We start from the raw sequence: 24,841 nt of genomic DNA on the forward strand, positions 1-24,841 counted from the left end.
GAATTTTATTTATCTGACGGTAGAGAATCTTTTGAATTAAAATGGGGGTCGTTTAATTCTACTCTTGAGCGGGTAAAATAAAGGCCTTCCTCCAGTTCTTTTATATAGGCCACCATTTGTTCTCTTAATTTACAATGAAGGTCCCAGGCTATGATTCCAGTACTGGCACTACAAATAGCTCTTATTTTTAAAGATTTTTCTGTCATTTCTGTAACCTGTAAAATAGCGGGATGTTCTTCATCCCATTCTTCAGCATTTTCAAGCAGTTCTTTAAATTTTTCTCTCAATTTATCGACATCAATTCTATAATCTACATAGAGTTCAATTTCATTGATAGAGTGCGGGCTGGTAATTGAAAGATTTTCAAAGGTTTCAGAAATCACGGTTTTTAAAGGAACGATAAGCCTTCTTAGATCCCATGTCCTTACAATCATATACGTAAACCTTATATCTTCAACATAACCCCAGCGATCTTCAATAATAACTGTATCGCCAATTCTTGCTGGTTTGGTGAGGGCAATTTGAACTCCGGCGATGATATTGCCCAAGGTACTTTGTGCCGCTATACCAATTATTATTGTAGCCAGTCCTGCAGAAGCCATCATGGAAATACCTAGTTTTTCCAGGGATTGGAATTGGGAAAGGATAATAGAGGTACCTACTATAACCACTGTAAAGGTTAATATTCTTCTGGCAACCGAGAGATAGGTAAACAGCTGCCTGGCTTCGTGGCTATTTTCTGAAGTTACATCGCCCACCTTATTTTCTGCAACGTAACGCATTGCAAAATCTAAAATCCGCATAAAAAACCAGGTAATTGAAGCAATAACAATGGCCAGTAATAAAGCATAAATTGTGCTAGAGTACGCTCCGGAATAGGAAATAAGGTCGTTAAGACTTACGTAAAAAAATAAAACTCCAGAGGCCAGGGCTGCAGGCATACCCAGGCGTTTGGATAAAGCTATAATCAGTGGTTTGTTAAAGGACTTGGCAATTCTTCTAATTAAAAGGATGACAACTTTGCCGAGTAAATAAGCTACAATTAGCAACAAGAAAGTTAAAACCGGTTTCCACAAGGGGACAGTTCCGATTTTTGCCTGGGACCAGGTGGGCATATACCGGTCTAGAAATGTTGGACCGTATACCTGATACAGTTCTTCTATATTTTCGACTGTATTGGAGGAAATTAACCAAAAAGCGCCGTAGTCATCATATTTCACTCTTTGTAGCCTGAAGATTATATCCCGATTTTCTATCTGAGTTTGTCCAAATACGACACTTCTCCGTGGCACTCCGGCTACCGCTTGATTGGTGCTGGTTCTAATATCGACCTGTCCATCAGGCCGGTCAGACAAAGCATCCCAGTTGATGGCTACGCGTTGATCCATCACAAAATAAAGTTTCTGTGCCAGATCGATTGCTTCTTTCTCCGTTAAATCGTCAGGCATCAGGTTAAAATTTAATGTATAAGCTGCTTTTTTAAAATCTTTATTTCTAGAACTAATCACAAAATGCTCCAGTGCAGCTTGAGGTGTTTGTAAATTAAATTTATTCGGAGGGAATCCCAGGGGATTATTTAATCGGGTTAATTCATAATAAGCTTTATTATAGTCTTCTAAACTATTGGGTAGGTAATTGCTTTGTTTAGTATCCGCTATTTTTCCACGGGAGGGTAATGTCTTTTTTTTATCCGCAGAATCCTGCTGGAAAGCAAAAGCAGAAATTTGCAGTAAATATATACTGAAGCTTAAAAATAGCAGGCGTAGGCGGGTTTTCATACCTTAATATTAGAATCTATTTAAAATATATTAGATGGAATAACTTTAAAATTAAGCAATAAAAAAAGACCGTCTAAATTTGACGGCCTTTTTAAAATAGATTTATAAAAAATTGTTAGAAACAATACTTATTTTCTAAAGTTAGTTTTTCAGCGATAATGTTTCTCAATGCTACAACGTTTGGCATTCTATCATATTTAGTGAAACGTTTAAGTCCCATCAGCATCATGCGTTGCTCATCACCTTCAGCAAAAGAGGCAATTCCTTCTTTAGCTTTCTGGTTAACCTTGTCTACGGCGTGGTATAAATATAATTTTGCCATTGCGATTTGCTCCTTTTGAGCATCTTCGCCAAAACGTTCAGCATTCTTTTCGGCTCTTAAAATTCCGGATTCAGCCATGTAAGCTTCGATTAGAATATCAGAAGCTGCCAAAAGCAATTGTTGATGTTCTTCCAGATCCTGACCAAATTTTTGAACGGCACTTCCGGCTACCATCAAAAAAACTTTTTTCAGTTTTTTGATCATATCTTTTTCTTCAGCGAATAATTCATTAAAATCAGGTTTGTCCATAGAAGGAATGCCGGTAAGTTCTTCTCCAACTGCCTGAGCAGGCCCTAAAAGATCTACATGGCCTTTCATTGCTTTTTTTATTAACATTCCAACAGCTAACATTCGGTTGATTTCGTTGGTTCCTTCATAAATCCTGGCAATTCTGGCATCTCTCCAGGCAGATTCCATAGGAGTATCGGCAGAGAAGCCCATACCACCTAAGACCTGGATGCCTTCATCACTACAATTTTGAACATCTTCAGAGCAGGCAACTTTCAAAATAGAACATTCGATGGCATATTCTTCAAAAGTCTTTAATTCGGCATCTGAATGCGATTCTCCGGCTTCCAGGCGTAAATTTATGCGGTCTTCAATATTCTTCGCGGCGCGGTAACTTGCTGCTTCACCAACCCAGGCTGAGGTAGCCATCTCTGCAAGTTTCAATTTAATTGCACCAAACTTTGCAATAGGTGTTTTAAACTGAACTCTGTCATTAGCATACTTTACCGCCACATCGGTCACTCTACGCTGGGCTTCCAAGGAAGCAGCGGCAAGTTTAATTCGACCTACATTTAGAGCATTCATCGCGATTTTAAAACCATTCCCTCTTTCTGAAAGCATATTTTTGGCAGGCACCAGGGTATCATTAAAAAATACCTGTCGGGTAGAGGAGGCGTGTATTCCCAGTTTTTTTTCTTCTTCACCAAAGGTAATTCCATTTGGGTTTTCCTTATCGTATTCTACGATGAACCCGGTAATATTTTTATCATCCTCAATACGAGCAAAAACGATAAAAACACTCGCAAATCCCGCATTTGAAATCCACATTTTTTGTCCGTTTATCTTGTAATTTTTACCGTCCTGGGTAAGTTCTGCTTTGGTTTTACCCGAATTAGCATCGCTTCCTGCTCCAGGTTCGGTAAGGCAATATGCGCCAAACCATTCACCAGTTGCTAACTTTGGAATATATTTTTTGCGTTGTTCCTCATTGCCATAAAGCAGAATTGGTAAAGTTCCAATTCCGGTATGCGCTCCAAAAGCCGTAGCGATAGAGCCCGTTGCTCCTGATATATAATCACAAACCAACATTGTTGAAACAAAGCCCATTCCGAGCCCTTCGTATGCTTCCGGTACGGCGACCCCAAGAAATCCAAGTTCGCCGGCTTTGCCCATTACCTCCTCAGTTAGGGCATAATTTTTCTTTTCGAATTCTTCTTTTTTTGGCCAGATTTCACGATCTACAAATTCTTTAACCGAGTCACGCATCATTTTTTGCTCTTCAGTAAAATCTTCCGGTGTAAATATGTCTTCCGCTTTGGTTTCCTTTACCAGGAATTGCCCTCCGCGAAGTAGTTCTTTTTTATTTGCTGTTGTTTCCATTACCTTATGTTGTTATTTATTTTAAAATTCTCTATTACAATAGAGAGAAGGGAAAAAAGAAAATAGAACGGAGAGACCATTTCGAAAACCAATGGGCTTTTTTTTTGTTCTTCTACGCTATCCTCTAAGATTTTTAACTGCCTATTGCAAAAATTCTTATTAAGCCTCTATCTGGGGCTACTTTTAACTTATTCTTTTGCTATGCTATAGTTATGAGAGGAACTCATAAACTCCTGCTGCTCCCTGTCCAGTTCCAACACACATAGTAACCATTGCGTATTTATCTTTAAGTTTGCGTTTGCGCATTTCATCGAATATTTGCACTGAAAGTTTTGCTCCGGTGCAACCTAAAGGGTGGCCCATAGAAATAGCCCCCCCGTTTGGGTTTAAGGTTTCAGGGTTTAAACCGAGTTCTCTTATTACTGCCAGTGATTGTGAAGCAAAAGCTTCATTCAATTCAATAAGTTGCATATCGTCCTGTTTTAATCCTGCTTGTTTTAAAGCTTTCGGAATAGCGTGAACCGGACCTATCCCCATGATTCTAGGATCTACTCCTACCGGAGCATAACTAACCATTCTGGCGATTGGTTCAAGATTTAATTCCTTGACCATTTGCTCACTCATTACCATAACAAATGCGGCACCATCACTTGTTTGGGAAGAATTCCCTGCAGTAACACTTCCGCCTTCAGCAAAAACAGGTCTTAGTTTTGCTAAAGCTTCTTTGGAAGTATCTGCACGCGGACCTTCATCTTTTTTGACCGTATAGGTTTTGGTTTGTTTTTTGCCATCTTTTCCTATAAAAATTTCTTCTACATCAATTGGGACAATCTGATCCTGAAACCGATTCTCTTGTTGTGCTTTCAATGCTTTTTGATGAGAGTTAAAGGCGAATTCATCCTGATCTTCTCGTGAAACTTTGTATTTCTCAGCTACTGCTTCCGCGGTAAGTCCCATTCCCCAATAATAGTCTTCATGGCCCTCTTTAGCCGTTTTGTAATTAGGTACAGGTTTGTAACCGCCCATTGGGATATAACTCATACTTTCCGCTCCGCCTGCAATAATACAGTCGGCCATTCCACTTTGAATTTTAGCTGAGGCAATAGCGATGGTTTCCAGTCCGGAGGCACAATAGCGATTCACTGTCATCCCAGGAACTTTATCTGTTTTAAGCCCCATTAAGGAAATTAAACGTCCTACATTTAAGCCTTGCTCGGCTTCAGGCATTGCGTTTCCTACAATTACATCATCGATTCTGGTTTTATCAAAATCTGGTAATTGTTCCATCATATATTCTATGGTTTCTGCGGCCAAATCATCGGGTCTTTTAAACCTGAAGACTCCACGGGAAGCTTTACCCACGGCTGTTCTATATGCTTTTACTATGTATGCTGTCTTGTTCATTTTATATTGTATTTTGTATAATCTATTTTAAAATTAATAGCAATAATGCGGTTTGTAGGTTGATAATCACAAGTGAAGTTTCGAATTTGAATACCGATTCAAAACACCCGGTAAAACCCATAACTCCTTTTTAATTTTTTTTTCGAAATATTTCATTTGGTTTTCAGATCTCTCCATACAATCCACATTTTACATCATACCATTAGTTACGTAGGGGTTTCCCTTTCTTTAACATATGCTGGAGTCGTTCTAAGGTTTTTCGTTCCCCGGTCAGGGAAAGAAACGCCTCCCTTTCCAAATCCAACAGGTATTGTTCGCTTACCATTTGTGGTTCTGAAAGATCACCACCGGCCATAACATAGGCCAGTTTGTTGGCGATTTTCTTATCGTGATCACTAATGTATTTGCCGGCATTCATCTGGTCAGTTCCTACCAGGAATGCACCTAATGCCTGTTTTCCTAAAACTTTTATGTCGGTACGCTGAATTGGTTTAGTATAGCCATTTTCAGCCATTAACAATGCGTGTTTTTTAGCAATGGTAAGTTGAAGTTCCTGATTGACCACGACAATATCTTTACCTTTCTGAAGAATATTCAGATCATAAGCTTCATGGGCTGAGGTAGAAACCTTTGCCATTCCTATGGTCAGGAAATGCTCTCTTAACCGGTTTAATTCAACATCATCTTTTTCATAAGTGTCAGCTGCTCTCACGGTCATTTCTTTAGAGCCTCCACCACCGGGAATTACTCCTACGCCAAATTCAACTAAACCAATATAGGTTTCGGCTGCTGCTACAACTTTATCGGCATGAAGAGAAAGTTCACATCCTCCTCCAAGAGTCATTGAGTGCGGAGCGGCTACGGTAGGGATAGAGGAGTAGCGCATACGCATCATCGTGTCCTGAAAATATTTTATTGCCATATTCAGTTCTTCATATTCCTGCTCGACGGCCATCATAAAAATCATCCCAATATTGGCGCCTACAGAGAAATTTTTGCCGTTATTGGCAACCACTAATCCCTGGTAATCTTTTTCTGCCATATCTATGGCTTTATTGATTCCATCCAGTACGTCTCCACCAATTGCGTTCATTTTACTTCGGAATTCCACGTTAAGAATACCATCCCCAATATTTTCAACAACAACACCGCTATTGCTGAATACCTCTTTGGACTTGCGAATATTATCTAAAATGATAAATGAATCCTGTCCGGGAATTTTTGTATAATCCTTTTTTTGAAGGTCATAATAATAGGTATTCCCATCCTTTACTGTATAGAAAGAATCTATGCCATTCTCGAGCATTTCATTTACCCAGGCCGCAGGTTTTTTGTCTTCGACTTTCATCATTTCAACAGCTTTCTTTACTCCAATAGCATCCCAAATTTGGAATGGCCCATGCTCCCATCCAAATCCAGCTTTTACACCGTCATCAATTTTATAAAGCTCATCGGAGATTTCAGGAATTCTATTTGACACATAAGCAAAAAGTGCGGAAAAATTCTTTCGATAAAATTCTCCAGCTTTGTCTTTTCCATTAATTAGAACTTCAAAACGATCAGCTACATTATCAATGCTCTTTGTTTGCTCCAGGGTAGCAAAAGAAGCTTTTTGCTGGTCACGATATTCCATCGTTTCCAGATCCAGTGATTTAATGGTACTAGAGCCATCTTCATTTTTAATTTTTTTGTAAAAACCCTGTCCACTTTTACTACCATACCACTTGTTATCCATCATGGTTTGAATAAAATCCGGAAGAGCGAAAAGGTCGTGCGCTTCGTCGTTTGGTACGCCCTTATGAAGACCATTAGCCACGTGAACCAAAGTATCCAGTCCCACCACATCGACGGTACGAAAGGTAGCCGATTTTTGGCGTCCTATTACCGGGCCTGTAAGTTTATCCACTTCTTCTATGGACATATCCATATCTTTAACCATATGAAAAAGGCTCATGATGCTGAAAATACCGATTCGGTTCCCGATAAATGCAGGAGTATCTTTAGCTACTACAGTTTTCTTTCCAAGGAATTTTTCGCCGTATTTTTGAAGGAATTCCAATACCTCTTTTTTTGTATCGGGACCCGGAATAATTTCAAATAACTTCAGATAACGCGGGGGATTAAAAAAGTGGGTTCCACAGAAATGTTGCTTGAAATCATCACTTCTTCCTTCGTTCATTTGCTGAATAGGTATACCCGAAGTATTAGAAGTGATTAGGGTTCCCTTTTTACGGTATTTTTCAAGTTTTTCAAATACCTGTTGTTTAATATCTAAACGTTCCACAACCACCTCTATAATCCAATCAACTTCTGAAACACGAGAAATATCGTCATCCATGTTGCCGGTGGTTATCCGGTTGGCAAAATCTTTATGATAAATAGGAGAGGGCTTTGACTTTAAAGCTGTTTGTAAGGATTCGTTTACCAGGCGGTTTCTTACTTCTTTATCTTCTAATGTGAGACCTTTTTTCAATTCTTTTTCGTTGAGTTCCCGCGGGATGATGTCCAGCAAAAGAACTTCAACGCCAATATTGGCGAAGTGACAGGCAATACCACTTCCCATAATTCCGGAGCCGATTACCGCTACTTTATTAATTCTTCTCTTCATAATTTTTTTGGTTTTACTATAAGATTTTCTAATCCAAAGTCACAGTTACATAAACTGTATGATTTGATATATTTATTCTAATTTTATCGCTTCTTTATATATTTTCTTTTCAGAAATAAGGTCCAGTATAGTGTTTGCTACTTCTGTAAAAGTTTTGAGATCTTCTTCAGAAACATTTTCTTTAACGGCTTCATCAAAGCGGAGTACTACTTTTTTGGAATACTCCCTCATTTCCTGGCCGAACTTGGTGAGATAAATAAGAACACTACGTCCGTCTTTGGGGTTTTTCTTCCGAATAATAAGCCCTTTCTCTTCCATAGTTTTGAGGATCCTGGACAAACTGGTGGCTTCCATTCCCATTTTGGGACCAAGGGAAGTAGAGGGAGTGCCATTTTCCGGATCAATACTTAAAAGGGCAAAACCAGTAGACATTGTACTGCCGGCCTTACCAGCTTCTTCATTATACATTTTTGAGACCGCCATCCAGGTGGCCCGTAATACATAATCAATTGTTTTTTCCTTCATTATTGAATGTTGATTCTCAAAGTTAAGAAAAATATATTATGCACGCATAATAAAATTGAATAAATAATTAGCTTTGGATATTCGTTGGAAAAATACCGGAGGAAAGTATAAAAAAACCCTTCACAGGGAAGGGCTCTAACTTTAGTTTAAAAATATGAAATCATGAAGGTCTGTATATTTTCTCATAAAGTTTTATGTAGCGATCTTTTATATTTCTACGTTTCAATTTCATAGTAGGAGTGAGATGACCTTCTTCAATTCCCCATACTTCCGGTGTTAGTTCTATAACTTTTATACGTTCCCATTTTCCGAACTTTTCGTTATAGAAATCTACTTCCTCCTGAATACGATCTTTAACCTGGGGGTTTTCAGCAATAGCTTTCTCTGATCCATCGGAAAGATCAATATTTTTGCGTTTTGCCCATTCCTGGATAAATTCAAAGTTAGGTTGTATTAAAGCAGCCGGCATTTTTTCTCCATCCCCAATTACCATAATCTGCTCTATAAAGCGAGATTGCTTCATTGTATTTTCAAGGATCTGGGGAGCTACATATTTGCCTCCCGAAGTTTTAAACATTTCTTTTTTGCGATCAGTGATTTTGAGAAAACCATCCTTATCTAGTTCACCAATATCCCCAGTATGGAAAAAATGATCTCCATTTAATACCTCCTGGGTTTTTTGGGGTTCCTTATAATAGCCAAGCATTACATTGGGTCCCTTTACTAATATTTCACCGTCTTCGGCTATTTTTACCTCTACATTATCTATGGGTTTGCCAACGGTTCCAATTTTGAAGTTATAATTTCGCTGGTCGTTTACTGCGATTACAGGAGAAGTTTCGGTTAAACCGTATCCTTCCATCACTGGAATATTAGCAGCTGCAAATACACGAGCCAGACGTGGTTGTAGCGCTGCAGAACCAGAAACAATCAATTCAATATTTCCGCCTAAACCTTCTTTCCATTTAGAGAAAATAAGTTTTCGGGCCAGTTTAAGACGGGTTTCGTACCACCAGCCATTTGCACCATAGGGCTCGTATTCTAAACCTAATTCTACGGCCCAGAAAAATAGTTTCTGTTTGATTCCGCCAACAGTGGAACCTTTGGCGATAATTTTATCGTAAACCTTCTCTAAAAGCCGGGGTACTGCCGTAATTACGTGGGGTTTAACTTCCTTAAGATTATCACTGATTTTCTCTATAGATTCAGCAAAATAAATAGAAACCGAATAATACTGATACAAATAAAGGATCATTCGTTCAAAAATATGACAAACTGGTAAAAAACTAAGAGCGGTGTAAGTCCCGAATTCAAAGGGAACTCTGGGTGCGCTATTTAGCACATCACTAACTATATTTTTATGCGAAAGCATTACTCCTTTTGGTTTACCTGTAGTTCCAGAAGTATAGATAAGAGTGGCAAGGTCATCTTCCTTAACGGTATTTTTGAGTTTTTCAACCTCATCCTGGTTTGTTTTATCTTTTCCTAAGGCTAAAACTTCCTTCCAGTTTTTACAACCCGATATTTCGTCAAAACAGTAAACTTCTTTGAGGTGGGTTCGGGTCTTTATAGCGTTCACTTTTTCTAATACTTCTGTATCGGAGACAAAACAATAAATCGCTTCGCTATGATTAATTACATATTCGTAATCTTCTTCAGAAATTGTTGGGTAAATTGGTACGGTTTGAGCACCGGTTTGTAAAACACCGATATCTATAATATTCCATTCAGTTCGGTTACTGGTAGATATTATAGCGATTTTATCGCCTGGTTTTACTCCAAGCTTAAGAAGCCCTCTACTTATCATATTTGCTTTATCCAAATATTGCTGAGTGGTTAAAGATTCCCACTTCCCATCATATTTAGTAGCCAGGGCTACTTCCAGGGGGTGATTTTCCAATTGATAATAAGGAAAATCAAAAAGGCGTTTTATCTCGATCATGTGGTTGTGTTAAAAGATATTGTTTGCAAAATACTAAAATGCCAGCCTATATCAAATCTATTTAAAAACAAATAAGTAATTGGTAATATTTAAAAATTTTAAGACTGTATACTGTTTTTCCTTATTTTATGTCCATTTTGGTTTGGGAGTTACTGATAAAATTTAAAAGAGAATCTTAAAATTAGTTCTTAGGAAGACTACAGTACTAAACCTTTATTAAATTATTGGCGTGTTCGTTAAATGGATTGTAAATCCCTTTAAATATGCTACTTACCGCTGGTTTTTCAGTAAATTTGAAGAACTAATTAAAAAAACAAAAAGTTATGAAAGCGATTAAGACTATTTTATTTTTCTCAACTTTAATGCTTGTATTTAGTTGCGGTCCTACGGTAAGAACTGTAAACCCGGAAGCAACCAATGTGAATAACTATGATACTTTTGCTTATTTACCAAATACCAATGCAGACCTTGATGAAAAAGAGTATAATGACGAAACTATTAATAAAGGTATAGTGGAAGCTGTAAAAAATAACCTCCAACAGGAAGGTTTTGAACTTTATAGGGATAATCCAGACCTGCTTGTATTGATAAGAACTGCTAGAGACACGGAAATTGCGACAACAACAGATCCTGTATATGCTACTTATCCATATACCACAGGAGTAACAGCTATTAATCCATACTATAATCCATACTATTATTATGGTTATAATGATGTGGTTGGATATGATTTAGATACCTATGCATATAAAGAAGGAACCCTTGTAATTAACCTTATTGATCGTCAAACGAAAAACACGGTTTGGAAAGGAGTTGCAAATAATACTATATATGATCAAACCTCTTCAGATGCTATTGAGAGAATGATAAATGACATTTTCGAGAGCTTCCCAGAAGGCTAGAATTTAAATTATCCGATTGAAATGAAAAAGCCGAAGATGTAGTTCTTCGGCTTTTTTTTATTACTTTCTTTCTTCAAGCCAATTCCTGGCATTTACAAAAGCCTCAAGCCAGGGGCTTACTTTATCATCTTTTCTATCTTTTGGGTAATGTGCCCAGTTCCACGGAAATGTAGAACGTTCCAAATGCGGCATCATCACTAAATGTCTCCCGGTGTCGTCGGTTAGGATTGCAGTGTTATGATTAGAGCCATTAGGGTTGGCAGGATATTGATCATAACCGTATTCTCCTACAATGTTATAATGTTCTTTTTTATACGGGAAACTGAATTTACCTTCCCCGTGTGCAGCCCAAATCCCCAATTTACTTCCTGAAAGACTGGAAAGCATTACAGAATTATTTTCTTTAATTTCCACGGAAGTAAAATTACATTCAAATTTATGCGAGGCGTTATGCAGCATTTTTGGTTTTTGTTCGTGGTCAGGATTTATTAATCCCAGCTCTACAAAAAGTTGGCAGCCATTACATACACCAAGAGATAAAGTATCTTCTTTTTTGAAGAAATTATCAAGTGCGATTTTGGCTTTTTCATTATATAAAAAAGCACCGGCCCAACCTTTGGCACTCCCTAATACATCTGAGTTTGAAAATCCGCCAACCGCTGCGATAAACCTGATGTCTTCCAGGGTCTCCCTCCCTGAAATCAAATCCGTCATATGTACGTCTTTTACGTCAAATCCTGCTAAGTACATCGCGCGAGCCATTTCACGTTCGGAATTAGAACCCTTCTCACGAATAATCGCAGCTTTTATGGGTTCACCTGACTTCTTTATTGAATCAGATGGAAAAGGAAGCTGACCGGTGAAACCAAATGGAAATTTAAATTCTAGCGGCTGATTTTTATAGTTATTAAATCGTTCAGTAGCTTTATCTACTCCACTTTGTTTTTGGTCCAATAGGTATGAAGTTTTATACCAGGTATCACGTAATTCCGGAATATTGAAATTCAAATCTTCCGATCCATTTTTGATTTTTAGTTCGGTTCCATTGGTTACTTTACCAATTTTGAAAAATTCAATTTTATTATCGCTAAGCACTTTCTCGGCTGTTTCATCTTTTGCCTGGAAAACAATACCGCAATTTTCATTAAATAAAAGTTTTACGCTGTCTTTTTCATTTAATGCAGAAAGATCCAAAGTGGCGCCCAATTCGTTATCAGCAAAACACATTTCCAGTAGGGTGGTGATTAAACCGCCCGAAGCCACATCGTGCCCGGCCAGGATTAAATCCTTTTTAATCAATCCCTGAATGTTATAAAACGCATCCGCGAATTTTTTATCGTCTTTTATTGTAGGCACTTCCTTCCCCACTTTATTAAGAATCTGAGCAAAAGAAGTACCACCAAGTTTAAATTTATCCTGTGACAAATTGATATAATAAATGTCGCCGCCATTCCTTTGTAAGACCGGCTCTACTACTTTCGTAATATCATTACAATGTCCGGCAGCCGAAATAATTACGGTTCCTGGTGATAATACGTCTTTGTCTTTATAGCGTTGCTTCATAGAAAGCGAATCTTTTCCTGTAGGAACATTTATTCCCAGGGAAATCGCGAAATCTGAAACACCTTCAACGGCCTGGTAAAGCCTGGCATCTTCACCTTCATTATTACATGGCCACATCCAGTTTGCAGAAAGAGAAATCGACTTCAGGCCTTTTTCCAGGGGAGCCCAAATAATATTGGAAAGCGCTTCTGCTATGGAATTCCTAGAACCGGCTACGGGATCTACCAAAGCTGAAATCGGCGAATGACCAATGGAAGTGGCCACTCCTTCTTTTCCGTTGTAATCCAATGCCATTACGCCACAATTATTCAGTGGAAGTTGTAAAGGTCCTGCGGTTTGTTGTTTGGCAACGCGACCCCCTACACAGCGGTCTACTTTATTAGTTAACCAGTCTTTACAAGCCACAGCTTCCAATTGAAGTACTTGCCTTAAATAATCTTTTATATTTTCTGAAGAATAAACGAGCCCGTCATAAATTCGGTTTACCGAATTATCTTTCATAATGGTTTTAGGTGAACTTCCGAACATATCGGAAAGCTCCAAATCCATAGGCTTCCGACCAGATTTTGATCCTTCAAAGGTAAACCGGTGATTACCGGTAACATCACCTACCTGATAAATAGGTGAGCGTTCCCTTTCTGAAACTCTTCTAAGGATTTCATAATTCTCTCCGCCGATAACCAATCCCATTCGTTCCTGAGATTCGTTCCCGATAATTTCTTTTGCTGAAAGAGTGGGATCGCCTATGGGAAGTTTGTCTAAATCAATTTTTCCCCCGGTTTCTTCTACCAGTTCACTAAGACAATTTAAATGTCCTCCCGCCCCGTGATCGTGGATAGAAATTATAGGATTTTCTTCACTTTCTACCATTGCGCGAACCGCGTTGGAGGCTCGTTTTTGCATTTCGGGGTTAGCTCTTTGGATCGCATTTAATTCTATCCCACTTCCTAAATGGCCAGTATCTGCAGAGGAAACCGCCGCGCCTCCCATTCCAATCCGGTAATTTTCACCCCCAAGAATTACTATTTTATCGCCTTTTTTGGGAATATCTTTTTGTGACTGGCTTGCTTTTGCGTAGCCAATCCCGCCTGCAAGCATAATTACTTTATCGTAACCTAAACTTCTTTGATGCTCTGTATGCTCAAAAGTAAGCACCGAGCCGGAAATTAAAGGTTGCCCAAATTTATTTCCAAAATCGGAAGCTCCGTTAGACGCTTTTATTAATATATCCATCGGCCTTTGGTACAACCAGTCACGTTCTTTCATTGCGTTTTCCCATTTTCGATCTTTTTCAAGTCTTGAATAGGAAGTCATATATACCGAGGTGCCAGCCAGTGGCAAAGAACCTTTTCCTCCTGCGAGCCGGTCGCGAATTTCACCCCCGCTTCCGGTAGCTGCACCATTGAAAGGTTCCACAGTGGTCGGGAAATTATGGGTTTCTGCTTTTATTGAAATAACAGAATCAAACTCTCTATTTTCATAAAACTCAGGAATATCAGGAAGTTTTGGCGAAAACTGCTGCACTCGCGGCCCATTAATAAAAGCCACATTATCTTTATATGCCGATACAATTTCGTTCGGATTGATCTCTGAAGTTTTTCTGATGAGTTTGAAAAGCGAACTCTGTTTTTCTTTTCCGTCAATTATAAAAGTGCCATTAAAAATCTTATGGCGACAATGTTCGGAATTTACCTGGGAGAATCCGAAAACTTCTGAATCAGTTAGCTTTCGACCTAATTTATTAGCCAAGCCCTGTAGGTAAGCCACCTCTTCCTCATTGAGCGCTAAGCCTTCCTGTTGGTTATAAGTGGCAATATCGTCAATGTCAATAATAGGTTCGGGACTAATGTGAATATCAAAAATATCCTGGTCTAAGCCATTGTATTTCTGGGAAAGCATCGGATCAAAATCGTGGAAATTCTTATCTATGCGTAAAAATTCTTCAATTCTTATAATAGCGTGAATGCCCATATTCTGGGTGATTTCAACGGCATTAGTGCTCCAGGGGGTGATCATTGCGGCACGAGGACCAACAAAAAAATCTGCCAGAGCAGATTTATTGATTTGTTGTGTATTTCCAAAAAGCCAGTTTAATTTTGTGATGTCTAGCGCCGTAAGATTAGTATGCGTTTCTACCGCAAAAACCTTAGTGGTTTGGTCTCCAAAGAAAAGGATCATTCTATGTTGTTTTGTGTTGTTCGCGAAAACACAAATTTAGGTTTTTCGGCAGAATAATTTCGATAGTTGGGAAAGAAAAAACTTTAAGCTGTAATTCCCTAATTGAGTTGGTTTAGCGAAAATTTAAAATTTTCAAATATCCTTTCTGCCAATGAATAGGAAGATTGGTTAAAGATTGCCTTCTATCAAGGTTGATCTCTTGCAAAGTTAAACAGGTTATTAAATTAGTCCAGGGTGGCTATTTAATTCCAGCTTTATAAAAGTTCAGCTCAATTCTTAGTAATAATTTCAAGTGGTATTGCGGTCTGAAGTGTTTTCAAAAAGTTCATTAATGCGAAAGATGCTTCGAGGACAAAACTTTTTGTAAGGTTAATTCTCTCATCGATTCTCCAATCTGTTTTAAGCAAATAAGCTTATCCTTTCAAATCTTAGAAGATCATCAGATGTCATCATAACAAGATGATTAAAAAGAAGCATCAATAATTTTTTTCAGGAAAATCTATGAATTTTGGCTGAAATTGATTTCAACTCAAAACCCGCCAAGATAACCTTTAAGCTTTTTTCTCCACCAGAGCCATATAGAAACCGTCAAAACCGGTTTCTGAAGAAAGAATCTTTTTATCCTTAAGCAATCTGAACTTTTTTCCTTCTTCAGTATTTTTCAGAAAGTTTTCTACTTGTTTTTCGTTCTCTGAAGGTAAAATAGAGCAGGTAGCATACACCATTTTTCCGCCGGGTTTAACGATACGGGAATAGGTTTCAATAATTTCAGCCTGGGTCCTTAAAAGATTGTCTATGAATTCCGGTTGCAGTTTCCATTTTGCATCTGGGTTTCTACTTAAAACACCCAGCCCACTACAAGGAGAATCTATCAAAACACGATCTGCAGTTCCGTAGAGTTTCTTGATTACTTTAGTTGAATCTATCGCCCTGGGATCTATATTATGAGCCCCGGCGCGTTTGGCTCTTCGTTTAAGTTCTTTAAGTTTATTTCCGTAAATATCGGTAGCGATAATTTGACCTTTGTTTTCCATTAATCCGGCAAGGTGAAGGGTTTTGCCACCCGCACCAGCACAGGTGTCAACCACACGCATTCCAGGCTCCACTTCCAGAAATTCTGCGACCAATTGAGAAGAAGCATCCTGAACTTCAAAAAAACCGTCCTTAAATGCCTGAGTTCTAAAAACATTACCACGTTCTTCCAGTTTTAAAGCATCTTTATAACCTTTAATAGGTTCCGAATTTATTTCTTCATCCCGGAGAACTTTACGAAGATGATCCTTTGTTGTCTTAAGTGTATTGGTCCTTAGTATAACGGGTGCCTGAGTATTAAGTGCTGCTATTTCCTTTTCCCAAACTTTTTCTCCCAGTTCTTTTACACCAAGCTCATCCAACCAGTCTGGAATAGATTCACGGTATTTTCTAATTTTACTCAAACTGTCAAACTTTCCTTTGATTCTTCGGGTAGGAGTATTTTCAAATTGTGGCCAATCCGGCAAGGCAATTCCTCGTAAAGTAGCCCATACGGTAAATAAACGGAACAGATTCTCGCGATCAAAGGGCTCCTTAACTTCAGCAATTTCTGCATAAAGTCTTTTCCATCGAACAATATCGTAAACGGTTTCGGCAATAAAACTACGATCTCTTGAGCCCCAACGCTTATCGCGTTTTAAGGTTTGCTCAATGACCTTATCTGCATACTTACCATTATTAAAGATTTCATTTAAGGCATCCATGGTTGCAAAAACCAAATTCCTGTGTAACCGCATAACTAAATTTTGAATTTGCAAAGGTAAGTTTTTTACTTTGGAAAAATTTACCTTTGAAGGGATTTACAAAACGATTTAGACCGACCTATGAACAGACTTATGTTTTTTTGCCTGCTAATCTTATTTAGTGCTTGTAAAAATGAAAAGGAAACTGAAGGTGATACTCAACAAAATGTTGAAATTAATTATTCTTCGGTAACAATAGAACCCATTCTGGAAAGTGATTCTCTAAGTATTCGTGCAATTGAGATTATTGGAAATAACCTGGCCTTCGCAGCCAACAAGGCTACTTTCGGTATGTACAGTTTTAATTCTAAAACCTGGCGGACCAATACCCAGAAATATGATACACTAGTACCAGAGTATAGAGCTGTGGCTGCTACCGACTCCGATTTCTTTATGCTAAGTGTGGGGAGTCCGGCTTTATTATATAAAACAGGAGATTCCGGAGCCATGGAATTGGTATACAAGGAAGAACACAGCGAAGTTTTTTATGATGCCATGGTATTTTGGAATAATCAGGAAGGTATCGCAATGGGGGATCCAACCCAGGATTGCATTTCTATTATTATAACTCGGGATGGTGGAAAAAACTGGAAAAAGTTGAGTTGTGATGTACTTCCAGAAATAGTAGATGGGGAAGCGGCTTTTGCCGCAAGTAATTCTAATATTGCTGTTGAAGGAGATAAAACCTGGATCTTAACTGGGGGAGTAAGATCCCGAATTTATTTCTCACCGGATAAGGGAAAAACCTGGGAAGTATATGATACCCCTCTAATTCAGGGTAAACCAACAACGGGTGGTTACAGTATGGATTTTTATGATGAAAATTTCGGGATTATTATTGGGGGAGATTATACCCAACCTAAGGAAAATACCGGTAATAAAGCCATTACTAAAGACGGAGGCAAAAACTGGGAGCTGATCGCGCAAGGGGAGGAGCCAGGTTATAAAAGTAGTGTAAGGTTTGTGCCCAATAGTGAAGGAGAAAAGATAATTGCTACCGGCTTCAGCGGGATTTCATATTCTAAGGACGCAGGCAAAACCTGGAAAGAAATTTCCGATGAAGGTTTTTATACCTTAAGGTTTAAAAATGACTCGGTAGCTTTTGCTGCTGGTAAAGGCCGTATTGCAAAACTCACGTTTAGATAAAAAGAATCCCGGGAAGCCTAAACTAACCGGGATACTAACTACTAACTAACCAAAAAACTAAATCTGAAACCCACTAACGGTGGTTTAATTCTTCCTGTTTCTTGTGCTCTTAGAAGCAGTCTTCTTATTTTTATTGGTTTTTACGAGCACGGTATTCTTTAATTAATTTTTTATGAAATTCATCTTCGAGTTTATGAAGTTTAATAATTTCCTGTGCGGTCATTATTTCCTTTAAATCATCAAAAAGCTTTTGCTTCAACAGGTAATCTTGTTTTTCTATAGCAACATATTCCTCTAGCATATCTTTGGCATCCTCTTCACTTATACATTCTAAATTAGGAAGGTCTCTGTGCTCTCGCTTTCTTAAGTCGTGCAGACTGGATTCATAGTCATTATAAATCGGCCAAAATTGCTGTGCTTTTTTCTTATCGAGATTTAATTCTTGAGTAAAAAATGCAGTTTTTAATTCTTTGATTTTTTCCCGATGCGATTCATTGCGATCTTGGGCTTGCATTTGCCATAAACCCAAAAACATCAATATAATAAATAGGTTCTTCATATTAATCTTCATCTAACATGTAAAGGGGCTCATCAATATTCTCTTCGAGATAATTCTTCATCGTTTCAGCATCTACCTGGTTTAGATTGGTGTCATCTACAACGAAACCCTGTTCAAAAAAATACTGAGACATTTCTCCTGTTGAAAATCCCATATCATTATTATCTATATAATTTTCCATTGCAGAGAGCTCAACGGTTTTCCAACTGGTCTGTGCTTGAGGATTTATATAGAAAGTACTGGCAAAAGCAATTACGATAGCTGCAATACTTGCGGCGTAAAAGAAAACCTCTTTGCTAAAGAGTGTTCTAATCTTTGGTTCCTTCTTGATTGCTTTCTCCAAAAACTCATCTTCCAAACCATCAAAATATCCGACAGGAACCCTAAAGCCAGTAGATTTTTTATCCTCCAGAGATTCTGAAAGTTTTACCATATCCACTAGTTCATCCTGCAATCCCTCAAAATAACTTGATGGAATTGTAAAACCTGTTTTAGGATGATATGGTAATTTTTTTTTCTTCATTTGTTTCTTTGACTATAAAAAGTACAAAAGGTTTAATTAGTTTTTAAGTATTCTTCAATTTTTTTGACCGCATGGTGGTAGGAGGCCTTAAGGGCTCCTTCACTGGTTTCCAGTATTTCTGAAATCTCGCGGTATTTTAAATCCTGAAAATATTTCATGTTAAATACCTGCTGTTGTTTAGAAGGGAGACTGGCGATTGCTTTTTGTAATTTTAGTTGGATTTGATCACCCTCAAAATATACATCGCTCTCTAAATTTGAGATCAGCTGGTGTTGCAGCTCCTCCGAGGTGATATGATTTCGTTTTGCTCGTTGATTTAAAAAGCTAATAGCTTCGTTGGTAGCTATACGATACATCCAGGAAAACAATTTACTTTCTCCTTTAAAATTATTGATATTCCTAAAAATTTTCATGAAAGTATTTTGAAGTACATCATGAGCATCTTCATGGTCTTTTACCATGTTTCGTATGTGCCAGTATAAACGCTCTTTATATAAAGATACCAGTTCCTTAAAAGCTTCTGTAGAAGTCTTTTTTTCCTGTAAACGTTTAATAAGAAGATTTTCGGACGTTTTCAATGGGATGCTCGTCTTATTTTTTAGGTGAATCCCGTCTAACGGTAACCAAAGGTAGTTAAAACTTTATTCTCCTTGAAGTCAGGATCTAAAAGAATTACGGTATAAAGTACATTTAAATTAAATTTGACGGTTTATCGACAAAATGCAATAAAAACAGATAAAAAACACTTTTTCTTTGGTAAATAGGTTTTTCTAATCTACATTTACAATATCAAAATGATTTAATCTTTTTTTGCCCCAAACGAAAACGAATTAAATCCCTTATTCTTATTTGCCCCAAAATGAGAATAAAATCAAGAAAAGGATGGAGTTTACTTCATCCTTTTTTTATGCCTAAATTCCAAATAGTGAAAATTTTCTTAAAATAGACTAAAATTTGTGAATCAGTAAAAATGCTTGTATATTTTTGTCAAATAAAAGATTTTACTATGAAAAATATATTGATAATTCCTATAATGCTAATATTCACTTTTCAGATGGAGGCACAAAGCCAAACACAATCAGTTAAGGTTGGAGATGTTTTGGTCATCAATCAGCCAGAAAATCAGTCCTTTGAATCCCTAAAACTGCCAAGAGCTAATTTCATTATTAAAAAAGGTGGTATTGCAAATTATAAAAGTCTCATCGGGAATAGAGTTAAAGTAACTGAAATTCAAACAAATGCTGCTGGTGGGGTTGAAGTGGTGCTAAAACGAGAAGATGGAAGAAAATTCTTCAGAACCCATACGGTAATTAGCGCTAAAATTGATGAAGCTCTTGAGAATGGAGAGCTAGTAATGTTGTAAATTACTGTAATTATTGAATAAAATAAGCTGTCTCAGAGTATATGGGACAGCTTTTTTTTAACACTTACTCAAAAGATTGCATTTCTACCAGTTTTTGGTAATTTCCTTTTCGAGCCAGAAGTTCAAGGTGTTTGCCCTGTTCTACAATTTCCCCTCTGTGTAAGACTATGATTTTATCGGCATTCTGGATGGTGGAAAGGCGGTGGGCAATGACTATAGAGGTTCTGTTTTTCATCATGTTCTCCAGGGCTTTTTGTACCAGTTTTTCACTTTCAGTGTCCAGGGCGGAAGTCGCTTCATCAAGAATCATAATCGGTGGGTTTTTAAGAACCGCTCGTGCAATAGAGAGACGCTGTTTTTGACCTCCACTTAATTTATTCCCACTATCACCAATATTAGTTTCAAGCCCTTTGGGCAGTTCTTTTACAAACTCCCAGGCGTTGGCAATTTTTAAGGCTTCTATAATTTCTTCTTCAGTGGCATTATCTTTTCCCAGGGCGATATTGTTCTTTACGGTATCATTGAAAAGTATGGAGTCCTGGGTTACGAGTCCCATTAAATTCCGGAGCGATTTTTTTGTGATACCTTTAATATTGTGGCCATCAAGTTTAATCACCCCTTCATTGACATCATAAAAACGCGTTATAAGATTCGCTATGGTAGATTTTCCACTACCTGATTGGCCTACAAGAGCAACCATTTTTCCTTTTTCTACCTGCATAGAAAAATTCTTCAATACATTTTCTTTTTCATACCTGAAATTGATATTCTCTACTTCAATATTATGATCAAAAGAATCCTTCTTCACCGCATTTTTATCATCCTGAATGTTAGATTCGGTTTCTAGAATTTCTAAAATACGCTCTGCACTGGCATTTCCTTTTTGAATAGAATAGGTAGCTTTTGAAATCGCTTTGGCAGGAGTAAGAATGTTATAAGTTAATACCAGAAAGCCTATAAAGGTTTCCGGCTCCAGCGTGTTATCAATCAACACCATTCTACCACCAAACCATAAGACTATAGTAATTACAACAACACCCAAAAACTCACTCATGGGTGAAGCTAAATTTTGGCGGTGCAGCAGTGTATTCAAAATTTGGTTTAATCGTAAGGTACTACTGTAGAATTTCTTTTTAAATTTTTCTTCAGCATTAAAACCTTTAATGATTTTTAGACTCGATAAAGATTCTTCTACTATAGTTAGAAAATTAGCATTTTCCTGCTGTGCCTGGGTAGATTGTGATTTTAGTTTTTTTCCGATGGTAGAAATTATCAACCCAGCTAATGGCAGAAAAACTAAAACGAAAAGCGTTAACTTCGGACTAATGGCGATCATAGCTACCAAAGTAAAAATTAAGGTAAGCGGTTCTTTCACAAAAAGCTCCAGCATACTTAAAAATGAAGTTTGAATTTCCTGCACATCACTGGTAATCCTTGAAATAAAATCTCCTTTTCGTTTTTCAGAAAAATAGGAAACTGGCAATTCTACAATTTTATCATAGATACGATTTCGAATATCCTTAAGCATTCCATTTCTTAGGTTGGCAATAAAATATAGGGCCAAATAATTGAAGAGATTTTTTAGAAAGAAAAGCACAATTACCGTAATACATATACTTACCAATGCTGCAAGCTGCCCGAATTCTTCAACTTGTTGATTTAAGAAGTAATTGGAATAATCGTTTGCAAAATCCTTTAAACCTTTAAAATCACCATTCCAAACAGGCTCTATGGTTACTGGTTTTTCCTGGCCAAAAAGCACTCTAAGCATAGGTATAAATGCGATAAAGGCCAGGGTGCTAAAAAAAGCATAGAATATGTTACTAATAATATTGAGGATTGCAAAACGTTTGTAGGGTTTTGCAAACAGAAGGATCTTCTTTAAATAAGTCATAAATATGAGCGCTTAGCCCAGTTGGAGTTCATTTTTAATACGCTTGATCTTGTCGGCCAATTCAGCATTTTTTGTATCAAAATTCTCTATTTTATCGAGTTCTGAATTCACACTGATATAGAACTTGATCTTTGGTTCGGTACCACTTGGCCTTGCGGCAATCTTTGTCCCGTTTTCAGTATAGTAAATTAATACGTTTGACTTGGGAATACTAATTTCTTCTTCAATTTTATCCTGAAGGTTTTTGGCTTTAGAGGTATGATAATCTTCAATTAACACCACTTTTTCTCCATCAATTTCCTTCCAGGGATTTTCTCTTAGATCCACCAGCATTTGTTTAATTTCTGCTTCCCCCTCAATGCCTTTTTTTACCAGAGAAATGAGCTCCTCGCGGTAGAGACCATACTCGGTGTAAAGTTCTAAAAGTTGCTTATAGAAAGAACTTCCATTAGCTTTCATTTGCGCCGCGATCTCACAAGCAAGTAAGGTAGCGGTAACAGCGTCCTTATCCCTTACAAAATCTCCGACCATATATCCGAAGCTTTCTTCGCCACCCCCAACAAAATCGAGATCCGGGTTGTCTTTTATAAGTTTTGCGATCCATTTAAAACCGGTTAAAACCTCGTGATATTGTGCACCGTAAGCTTCGGTAATATTCTTAAGCATGGGTGTGGAAACAATAGTGGAAGCAACGAAAGAGTTATTAGTTAACTTGCCTTGTTTTTTTCGCTGCTCCAGTAAGAACCAGGTCATAATCAACATGGTCTGATTTCCGTTTAGCAGAATCATTTCTCCATTTAAATCCCGTACAGCAACACCTAAGCGGTCACCATCGGGATCGGTACCAATTACGATGTCGGCATTTTTTTCCTCAGCAAGACTTAAGGCCATTTTTAATGCTTCCGGTTCTTCAGGGTTTGGTGATTTTACCGTAGGAAACTCCCCATCGGGTTTTTCTTGTTCTTTTACGAGAAATACATTTTTATATCCCGCCTTTTTTAGCACCTGGGGGTTGGTGGTGGAGGCAGTCCCGTGCAGTGAAGTAAAAACTATTTTTAAATCGTCCTTAGCTGGTGCCGGGGTATCGAAGCTTCCATTGTCGACTGAGGCTTTTAGAAAAGCCTTATCAACTTCTTTATCAATGCTGTGAATTAACTCTGGCTTTGCTTTAAATTTAACTTCATCATATTCCAGGTTATTGATAATCTCTACAAGTTTAGTGTCTTGTGGAGGAACCAATTGTCCGCCATCTTTCCAGTACACTTTGTACCCGTTATATTCGGGTGGATTGTGGCTTGCTGTGAGTACGATCCCTGCGTGGCAGTCCAGGTATTTTACCGCGAAAGAAAGTTCAGGGGTTGGTCTTAATTCTGAAAAAAGAAAAACTTCAATGCCATTGGCAGAAAATACTTCAGCTACCATTTGTGCCAATTCCTTGGAGTTATTTCTACAATCATAAGCAATTGCTACTTTCAGCTTTTCTCCCTTAAATTCAGCTTTTAATAAATTTGAAAGTCCCTGGGTGTTTTTTCCCAGGGTATATCTATTGATTCGGTTCGTGCCAACCCCCATAATTCCGCGCATCCCACCGGTTCCAAATGCGGCGTTTTTGTAAAAGGATTCTTCAAGTTCTTTTGGATCGTTTTCAATAAGATTATTAATCTTTTTTTGGGTGTCTATATCGAATATATCGGTAAGCCAGGCTTTAGCCTTAGCCAGGATTTCTGGTTTGTTATCAGCCATAATTATAAGTTTAGAAAACAAAAATAAGGATTAATGCCTTAATGACATTATAAATTTGGCGTGGTTTTATTGATCAGGTAACGATCTTTCTCCCGTTTAGAGCGTAAAATGAGCTCCCCAAGAAAACCGGCAAGGAAAAGTTGCGAACCAATGATCATCACCGCCAGGGCTATATAAAACCATGGATTCGAGGTGACCAATACATTGGGTAAACCATTATAGAGTTTATAAAGTTTAGAGATGCCAATCCAGCCGGCAGACAGAAAACCAAAAATAAACATTAATACCCCTAGAGCCCCAAATAGGTGCATTGGTCTTCGGCCGAACTTGGAAAGAAACCAAATGCTGATAAGGTCTAAAAACCCATTGATAAATCTTTCGGCACCAAATTTTGTTTTCCCGTATTTACGTGCTTGATGCTGAACTTCTTTTTCGGTGATTTTAGTAAAACCTGAGTTTTTTGCCAATACTGGAATATAACGGTGCATCTCTCCATAAACATCAATATTTTTTACTACGGCCTTTCGATATGCTTTTAAACCACAATTAAAGTCGTGCAATTTTACACCAGATGTTTTTCTCGCTGCAGCATTGAAAATTTTTGAAGGTATATTTTTAGAGACTACAGAATCATAACGTTTCTTTTTCCAGCCGGAAACCAGGTCATAACCTTCTTGGGTAATCATCTTGTATAGACCGGGTATTTCTTCAGGATTATCCTGGAGATCGGCATCCATTGTAATGATTACATCACCTTGAGCTCTAAGGAAACCGGCGTGTAGTGCCTGGGATTTCCCATAATTTCTATTGAATTTAATACCTTTAACCGCCTTGTCATTTTCCTCTAGGGCTTCTATTGTTCGCCAGGAATTGTCGGTACTGCCATCGTCAATAAAAATGATCTCATGTGAAAAGGAATTGGACCGCATTACTTTTGCGATCCAATTGTACAATTCTGTTAAAGATTGCTCTTCATTTAAAAGGGGAATGACGACGGAAATCTGCATT

At 37.8% G+C, this 24,841-nt stretch carries 17 protein-coding genes; 3 read left to right on the top strand and 14 right to left on the bottom strand.

Going from position 1 to position 24,841, the window contains the following annotated elements:
- Positions 1-5: 5 nt before the first annotated feature.
- The 6 genes from DET49_RS14625 to DET49_RS14650 all read right to left on the bottom strand — a co-directional run bounded on the left by DET49_RS14625 (position 6) and on the right by DET49_RS14650 (position 10,187).
- Positions 6-1,778, bottom strand: a complete 1,773-nt coding sequence (locus DET49_RS14625) for a mechanosensitive ion channel family protein (protein ID WP_133548985.1) — start codon at positions 1,776-1,778, stop codon at positions 6-8.
- 115 nt (positions 1,779-1,893) lie between these two features.
- Complete coding sequence (locus DET49_RS14630; protein ID WP_133548987.1) at positions 1,894-3,708, bottom strand: acyl-CoA dehydrogenase family protein; 1,815 nt, start codon at positions 3,706-3,708, stop codon at positions 1,894-1,896.
- 210 nt (positions 3,709-3,918) lie between these two features.
- A complete protein-coding gene (locus DET49_RS14635; RefSeq protein WP_133548989.1) occupies positions 3,919-5,112 on the bottom strand; it encodes an acetyl-CoA C-acyltransferase in 1,194 nt (397 codons plus the stop codon).
- Positions 5,113-5,314: 202 nt separating this feature from the next.
- Positions 5,315-7,720 carry a 3-hydroxyacyl-CoA dehydrogenase/enoyl-CoA hydratase family protein gene (locus tag DET49_RS14640; RefSeq protein ID WP_133548991.1) on the bottom strand — a complete coding sequence of 802 codons (2,406 nt, stop codon included), beginning with the start codon at positions 7,718-7,720 and terminating at the stop codon, positions 5,315-5,317.
- Positions 7,721-7,792: 72 nt separating this feature from the next.
- On the bottom strand, positions 7,793-8,245 hold the full coding sequence (locus DET49_RS14645) for a MarR family winged helix-turn-helix transcriptional regulator (protein ID WP_133548993.1): 453 nt from the start codon (positions 8,243-8,245) through the stop codon (positions 7,793-7,795).
- A gap of 160 nt (positions 8,246-8,405) precedes the next feature.
- Positions 8,406-10,187: an AMP-dependent synthetase/ligase gene (locus DET49_RS14650; protein WP_133548995.1), complete on the bottom strand. Its 1,782-nt coding sequence runs from the start codon at positions 10,185-10,187 to the stop codon at positions 8,406-8,408.
- 323 nt (positions 10,188-10,510) lie between these two features.
- Between DET49_RS14650 and DET49_RS14655 the strand changes: the two genes are divergently transcribed.
- Positions 10,511-11,089: a DUF4136 domain-containing protein gene (locus tag DET49_RS14655; RefSeq protein WP_133548997.1), complete on the top strand. Its 579-nt coding sequence runs from the start codon at positions 10,511-10,513 to the stop codon at positions 11,087-11,089.
- Positions 11,090-11,149: 60 nt separating this feature from the next.
- On the opposite strand, the gene purL is transcribed toward DET49_RS14655, so the two are convergent.
- Positions 11,150-14,830: a phosphoribosylformylglycinamidine synthase gene (gene purL, locus DET49_RS14660; RefSeq protein WP_133548999.1), complete on the bottom strand. Its 3,681-nt coding sequence runs from the start codon at positions 14,828-14,830 to the stop codon at positions 11,150-11,152.
- Positions 14,831-15,381: 551 nt separating this feature from the next.
- Positions 15,382-16,599, bottom strand: coding sequence for an RsmB/NOP family class I SAM-dependent RNA methyltransferase (locus DET49_RS14665; RefSeq protein ID WP_133549001.1), 1,218 nt, complete (start codon positions 16,597-16,599; stop codon positions 15,382-15,384).
- An 87-nt stretch (positions 16,600-16,686) separates the two neighbouring features.
- Here DET49_RS14665 and DET49_RS14670 point away from each other — a divergent pair, with 87 nt between their 5' ends.
- Positions 16,687-17,751, top strand: a complete 1,065-nt coding sequence (locus tag DET49_RS14670; RefSeq protein WP_133549003.1) for a WD40/YVTN/BNR-like repeat-containing protein — start codon at positions 16,687-16,689, stop codon at positions 17,749-17,751.
- Between the two features lie 130 nt (positions 17,752-17,881).
- Here the strand turns inward: DET49_RS14670 and DET49_RS14675 are convergent, their stop codons facing one another.
- Genes DET49_RS14675 through DET49_RS14685 form a run of 3 tightly spaced genes read right to left on the bottom strand, consistent with a single transcriptional unit; the run spans position 17,882 to position 19,411 of the window.
- Entirely contained in the window at positions 17,882-18,310 is a 429-nt protein-coding gene (locus DET49_RS14675) for a hypothetical protein (protein ID WP_133549005.1), read from the bottom strand.
- 1 nt (position 18,311) lies between these two features.
- Positions 18,312-18,833, bottom strand: a complete 522-nt coding sequence (locus tag DET49_RS14680) for a hypothetical protein (protein ID WP_133549007.1) — start codon at positions 18,831-18,833, stop codon at positions 18,312-18,314.
- A 32-nt stretch (positions 18,834-18,865) separates the two neighbouring features.
- Entirely contained in the window at positions 18,866-19,411 is a 546-nt protein-coding gene (locus DET49_RS14685) for an RNA polymerase sigma factor (RefSeq protein WP_133549009.1), read from the bottom strand.
- Positions 19,412-19,839: 428 nt separating this feature from the next.
- Between DET49_RS14685 and DET49_RS14690 the strand changes: the two genes are divergently transcribed.
- Positions 19,840-20,196 (top strand): hypothetical protein, encoded by a 357-nt coding sequence (locus DET49_RS14690; protein WP_133549011.1) that lies wholly within the window; start codon positions 19,840-19,842, stop codon positions 20,194-20,196.
- A 64-nt stretch (positions 20,197-20,260) separates the two neighbouring features.
- Here the strand turns inward: DET49_RS14690 and DET49_RS14695 are convergent, their stop codons facing one another.
- The 3 genes from DET49_RS14695 to DET49_RS14705 are packed head-to-tail and all read right to left on the bottom strand — an operon-like array spanning position 20,261 to position 24,840.
- On the bottom strand, positions 20,261-22,090 hold the full coding sequence (locus tag DET49_RS14695; RefSeq protein ID WP_133549013.1) for an ABC transporter ATP-binding protein: 1,830 nt from the start codon (positions 22,088-22,090) through the stop codon (positions 20,261-20,263).
- Between the two features lie 12 nt (positions 22,091-22,102).
- On the bottom strand, positions 22,103-23,833 hold the full coding sequence (locus DET49_RS14700) for a phospho-sugar mutase (protein WP_133549015.1): 1,731 nt from the start codon (positions 23,831-23,833) through the stop codon (positions 22,103-22,105).
- Positions 23,834-23,880: 47 nt separating this feature from the next.
- The gene (locus tag DET49_RS14705) at positions 23,881-24,840 is read right to left on the bottom strand and encodes a glycosyltransferase family 2 protein (protein WP_133549017.1); all 960 of its coding nucleotides are present in this window, start codon (positions 24,838-24,840) and stop codon (positions 23,881-23,883) included.
- Position 24,841 lies beyond the last annotated feature (1 nt).

Origin of the sequence: Salegentibacter sp. 24 (assembly GCF_004362395.1) — a bacterium.
Classification (GTDB): Bacteria; Bacteroidota; Bacteroidia; order Flavobacteriales; family Flavobacteriaceae; genus Salegentibacter.

Excerpts from the sequence above, each read along its gene's own strand:
- DET49_RS14625 (WP_133548985.1), bottom strand. The coding sequence starts at position 1,778 with ATGAAAACCCGCCTACGCCTGCTATTTTTAAGCTTCAGTATATATTTA.
- DET49_RS14630 (WP_133548987.1), bottom strand. The coding sequence starts at position 3,708 with ATGGAAACAACAGCAAATAAAAAAGAACTACTTCGCGGAGGGCAATTC.
- DET49_RS14635 (WP_133548989.1), bottom strand. The coding sequence starts at position 5,112 with ATGAACAAGACAGCATACATAGTAAAAGCATATAGAACAGCCGTGGGT.
- DET49_RS14640 (WP_133548991.1), bottom strand. The coding sequence starts at position 7,720 with ATGAAGAGAAGAATTAATAAAGTAGCGGTAATCGGCTCCGGAATTATG.
- DET49_RS14645 (WP_133548993.1), bottom strand. The coding sequence starts at position 8,245 with ATGAAGGAAAAAACAATTGATTATGTATTACGGGCCACCTGGATGGCG.
- DET49_RS14650 (WP_133548995.1), bottom strand. The coding sequence starts at position 10,187 with ATGATCGAGATAAAACGCCTTTTTGATTTTCCTTATTATCAATTGGAA.
- DET49_RS14655 (WP_133548997.1), top strand. The coding sequence starts at position 10,511 with ATGAAAGCGATTAAGACTATTTTATTTTTCTCAACTTTAATGCTTGTA.
- purL (WP_133548999.1), bottom strand. The coding sequence starts at position 14,830 with ATGATCCTTTTCTTTGGAGACCAAACCACTAAGGTTTTTGCGGTAGAA.
- DET49_RS14665 (WP_133549001.1), bottom strand. The coding sequence starts at position 16,599 with ATGCGGTTACACAGGAATTTGGTTTTTGCAACCATGGATGCCTTAAAT.
- DET49_RS14670 (WP_133549003.1), top strand. The coding sequence starts at position 16,687 with ATGAACAGACTTATGTTTTTTTGCCTGCTAATCTTATTTAGTGCTTGT.
- DET49_RS14675 (WP_133549005.1), bottom strand. The coding sequence starts at position 18,310 with ATGAAGAACCTATTTATTATATTGATGTTTTTGGGTTTATGGCAAATG.
- DET49_RS14680 (WP_133549007.1), bottom strand. The coding sequence starts at position 18,833 with ATGAAGAAAAAAAAATTACCATATCATCCTAAAACAGGTTTTACAATT.
- DET49_RS14690 (WP_133549011.1), top strand. The coding sequence starts at position 19,840 with ATGAAAAATATATTGATAATTCCTATAATGCTAATATTCACTTTTCAG.
- DET49_RS14695 (WP_133549013.1), bottom strand. The coding sequence starts at position 22,090 with ATGACTTATTTAAAGAAGATCCTTCTGTTTGCAAAACCCTACAAACGT.
- DET49_RS14700 (WP_133549015.1), bottom strand. The coding sequence starts at position 23,833 with ATGGCTGATAACAAACCAGAAATCCTGGCTAAGGCTAAAGCCTGGCTT.
- DET49_RS14705 (WP_133549017.1), bottom strand. The coding sequence starts at position 24,840 with ATGCAGATTTCCGTCGTCATTCCCCTTTTAAATGAAGAGCAATCTTTA.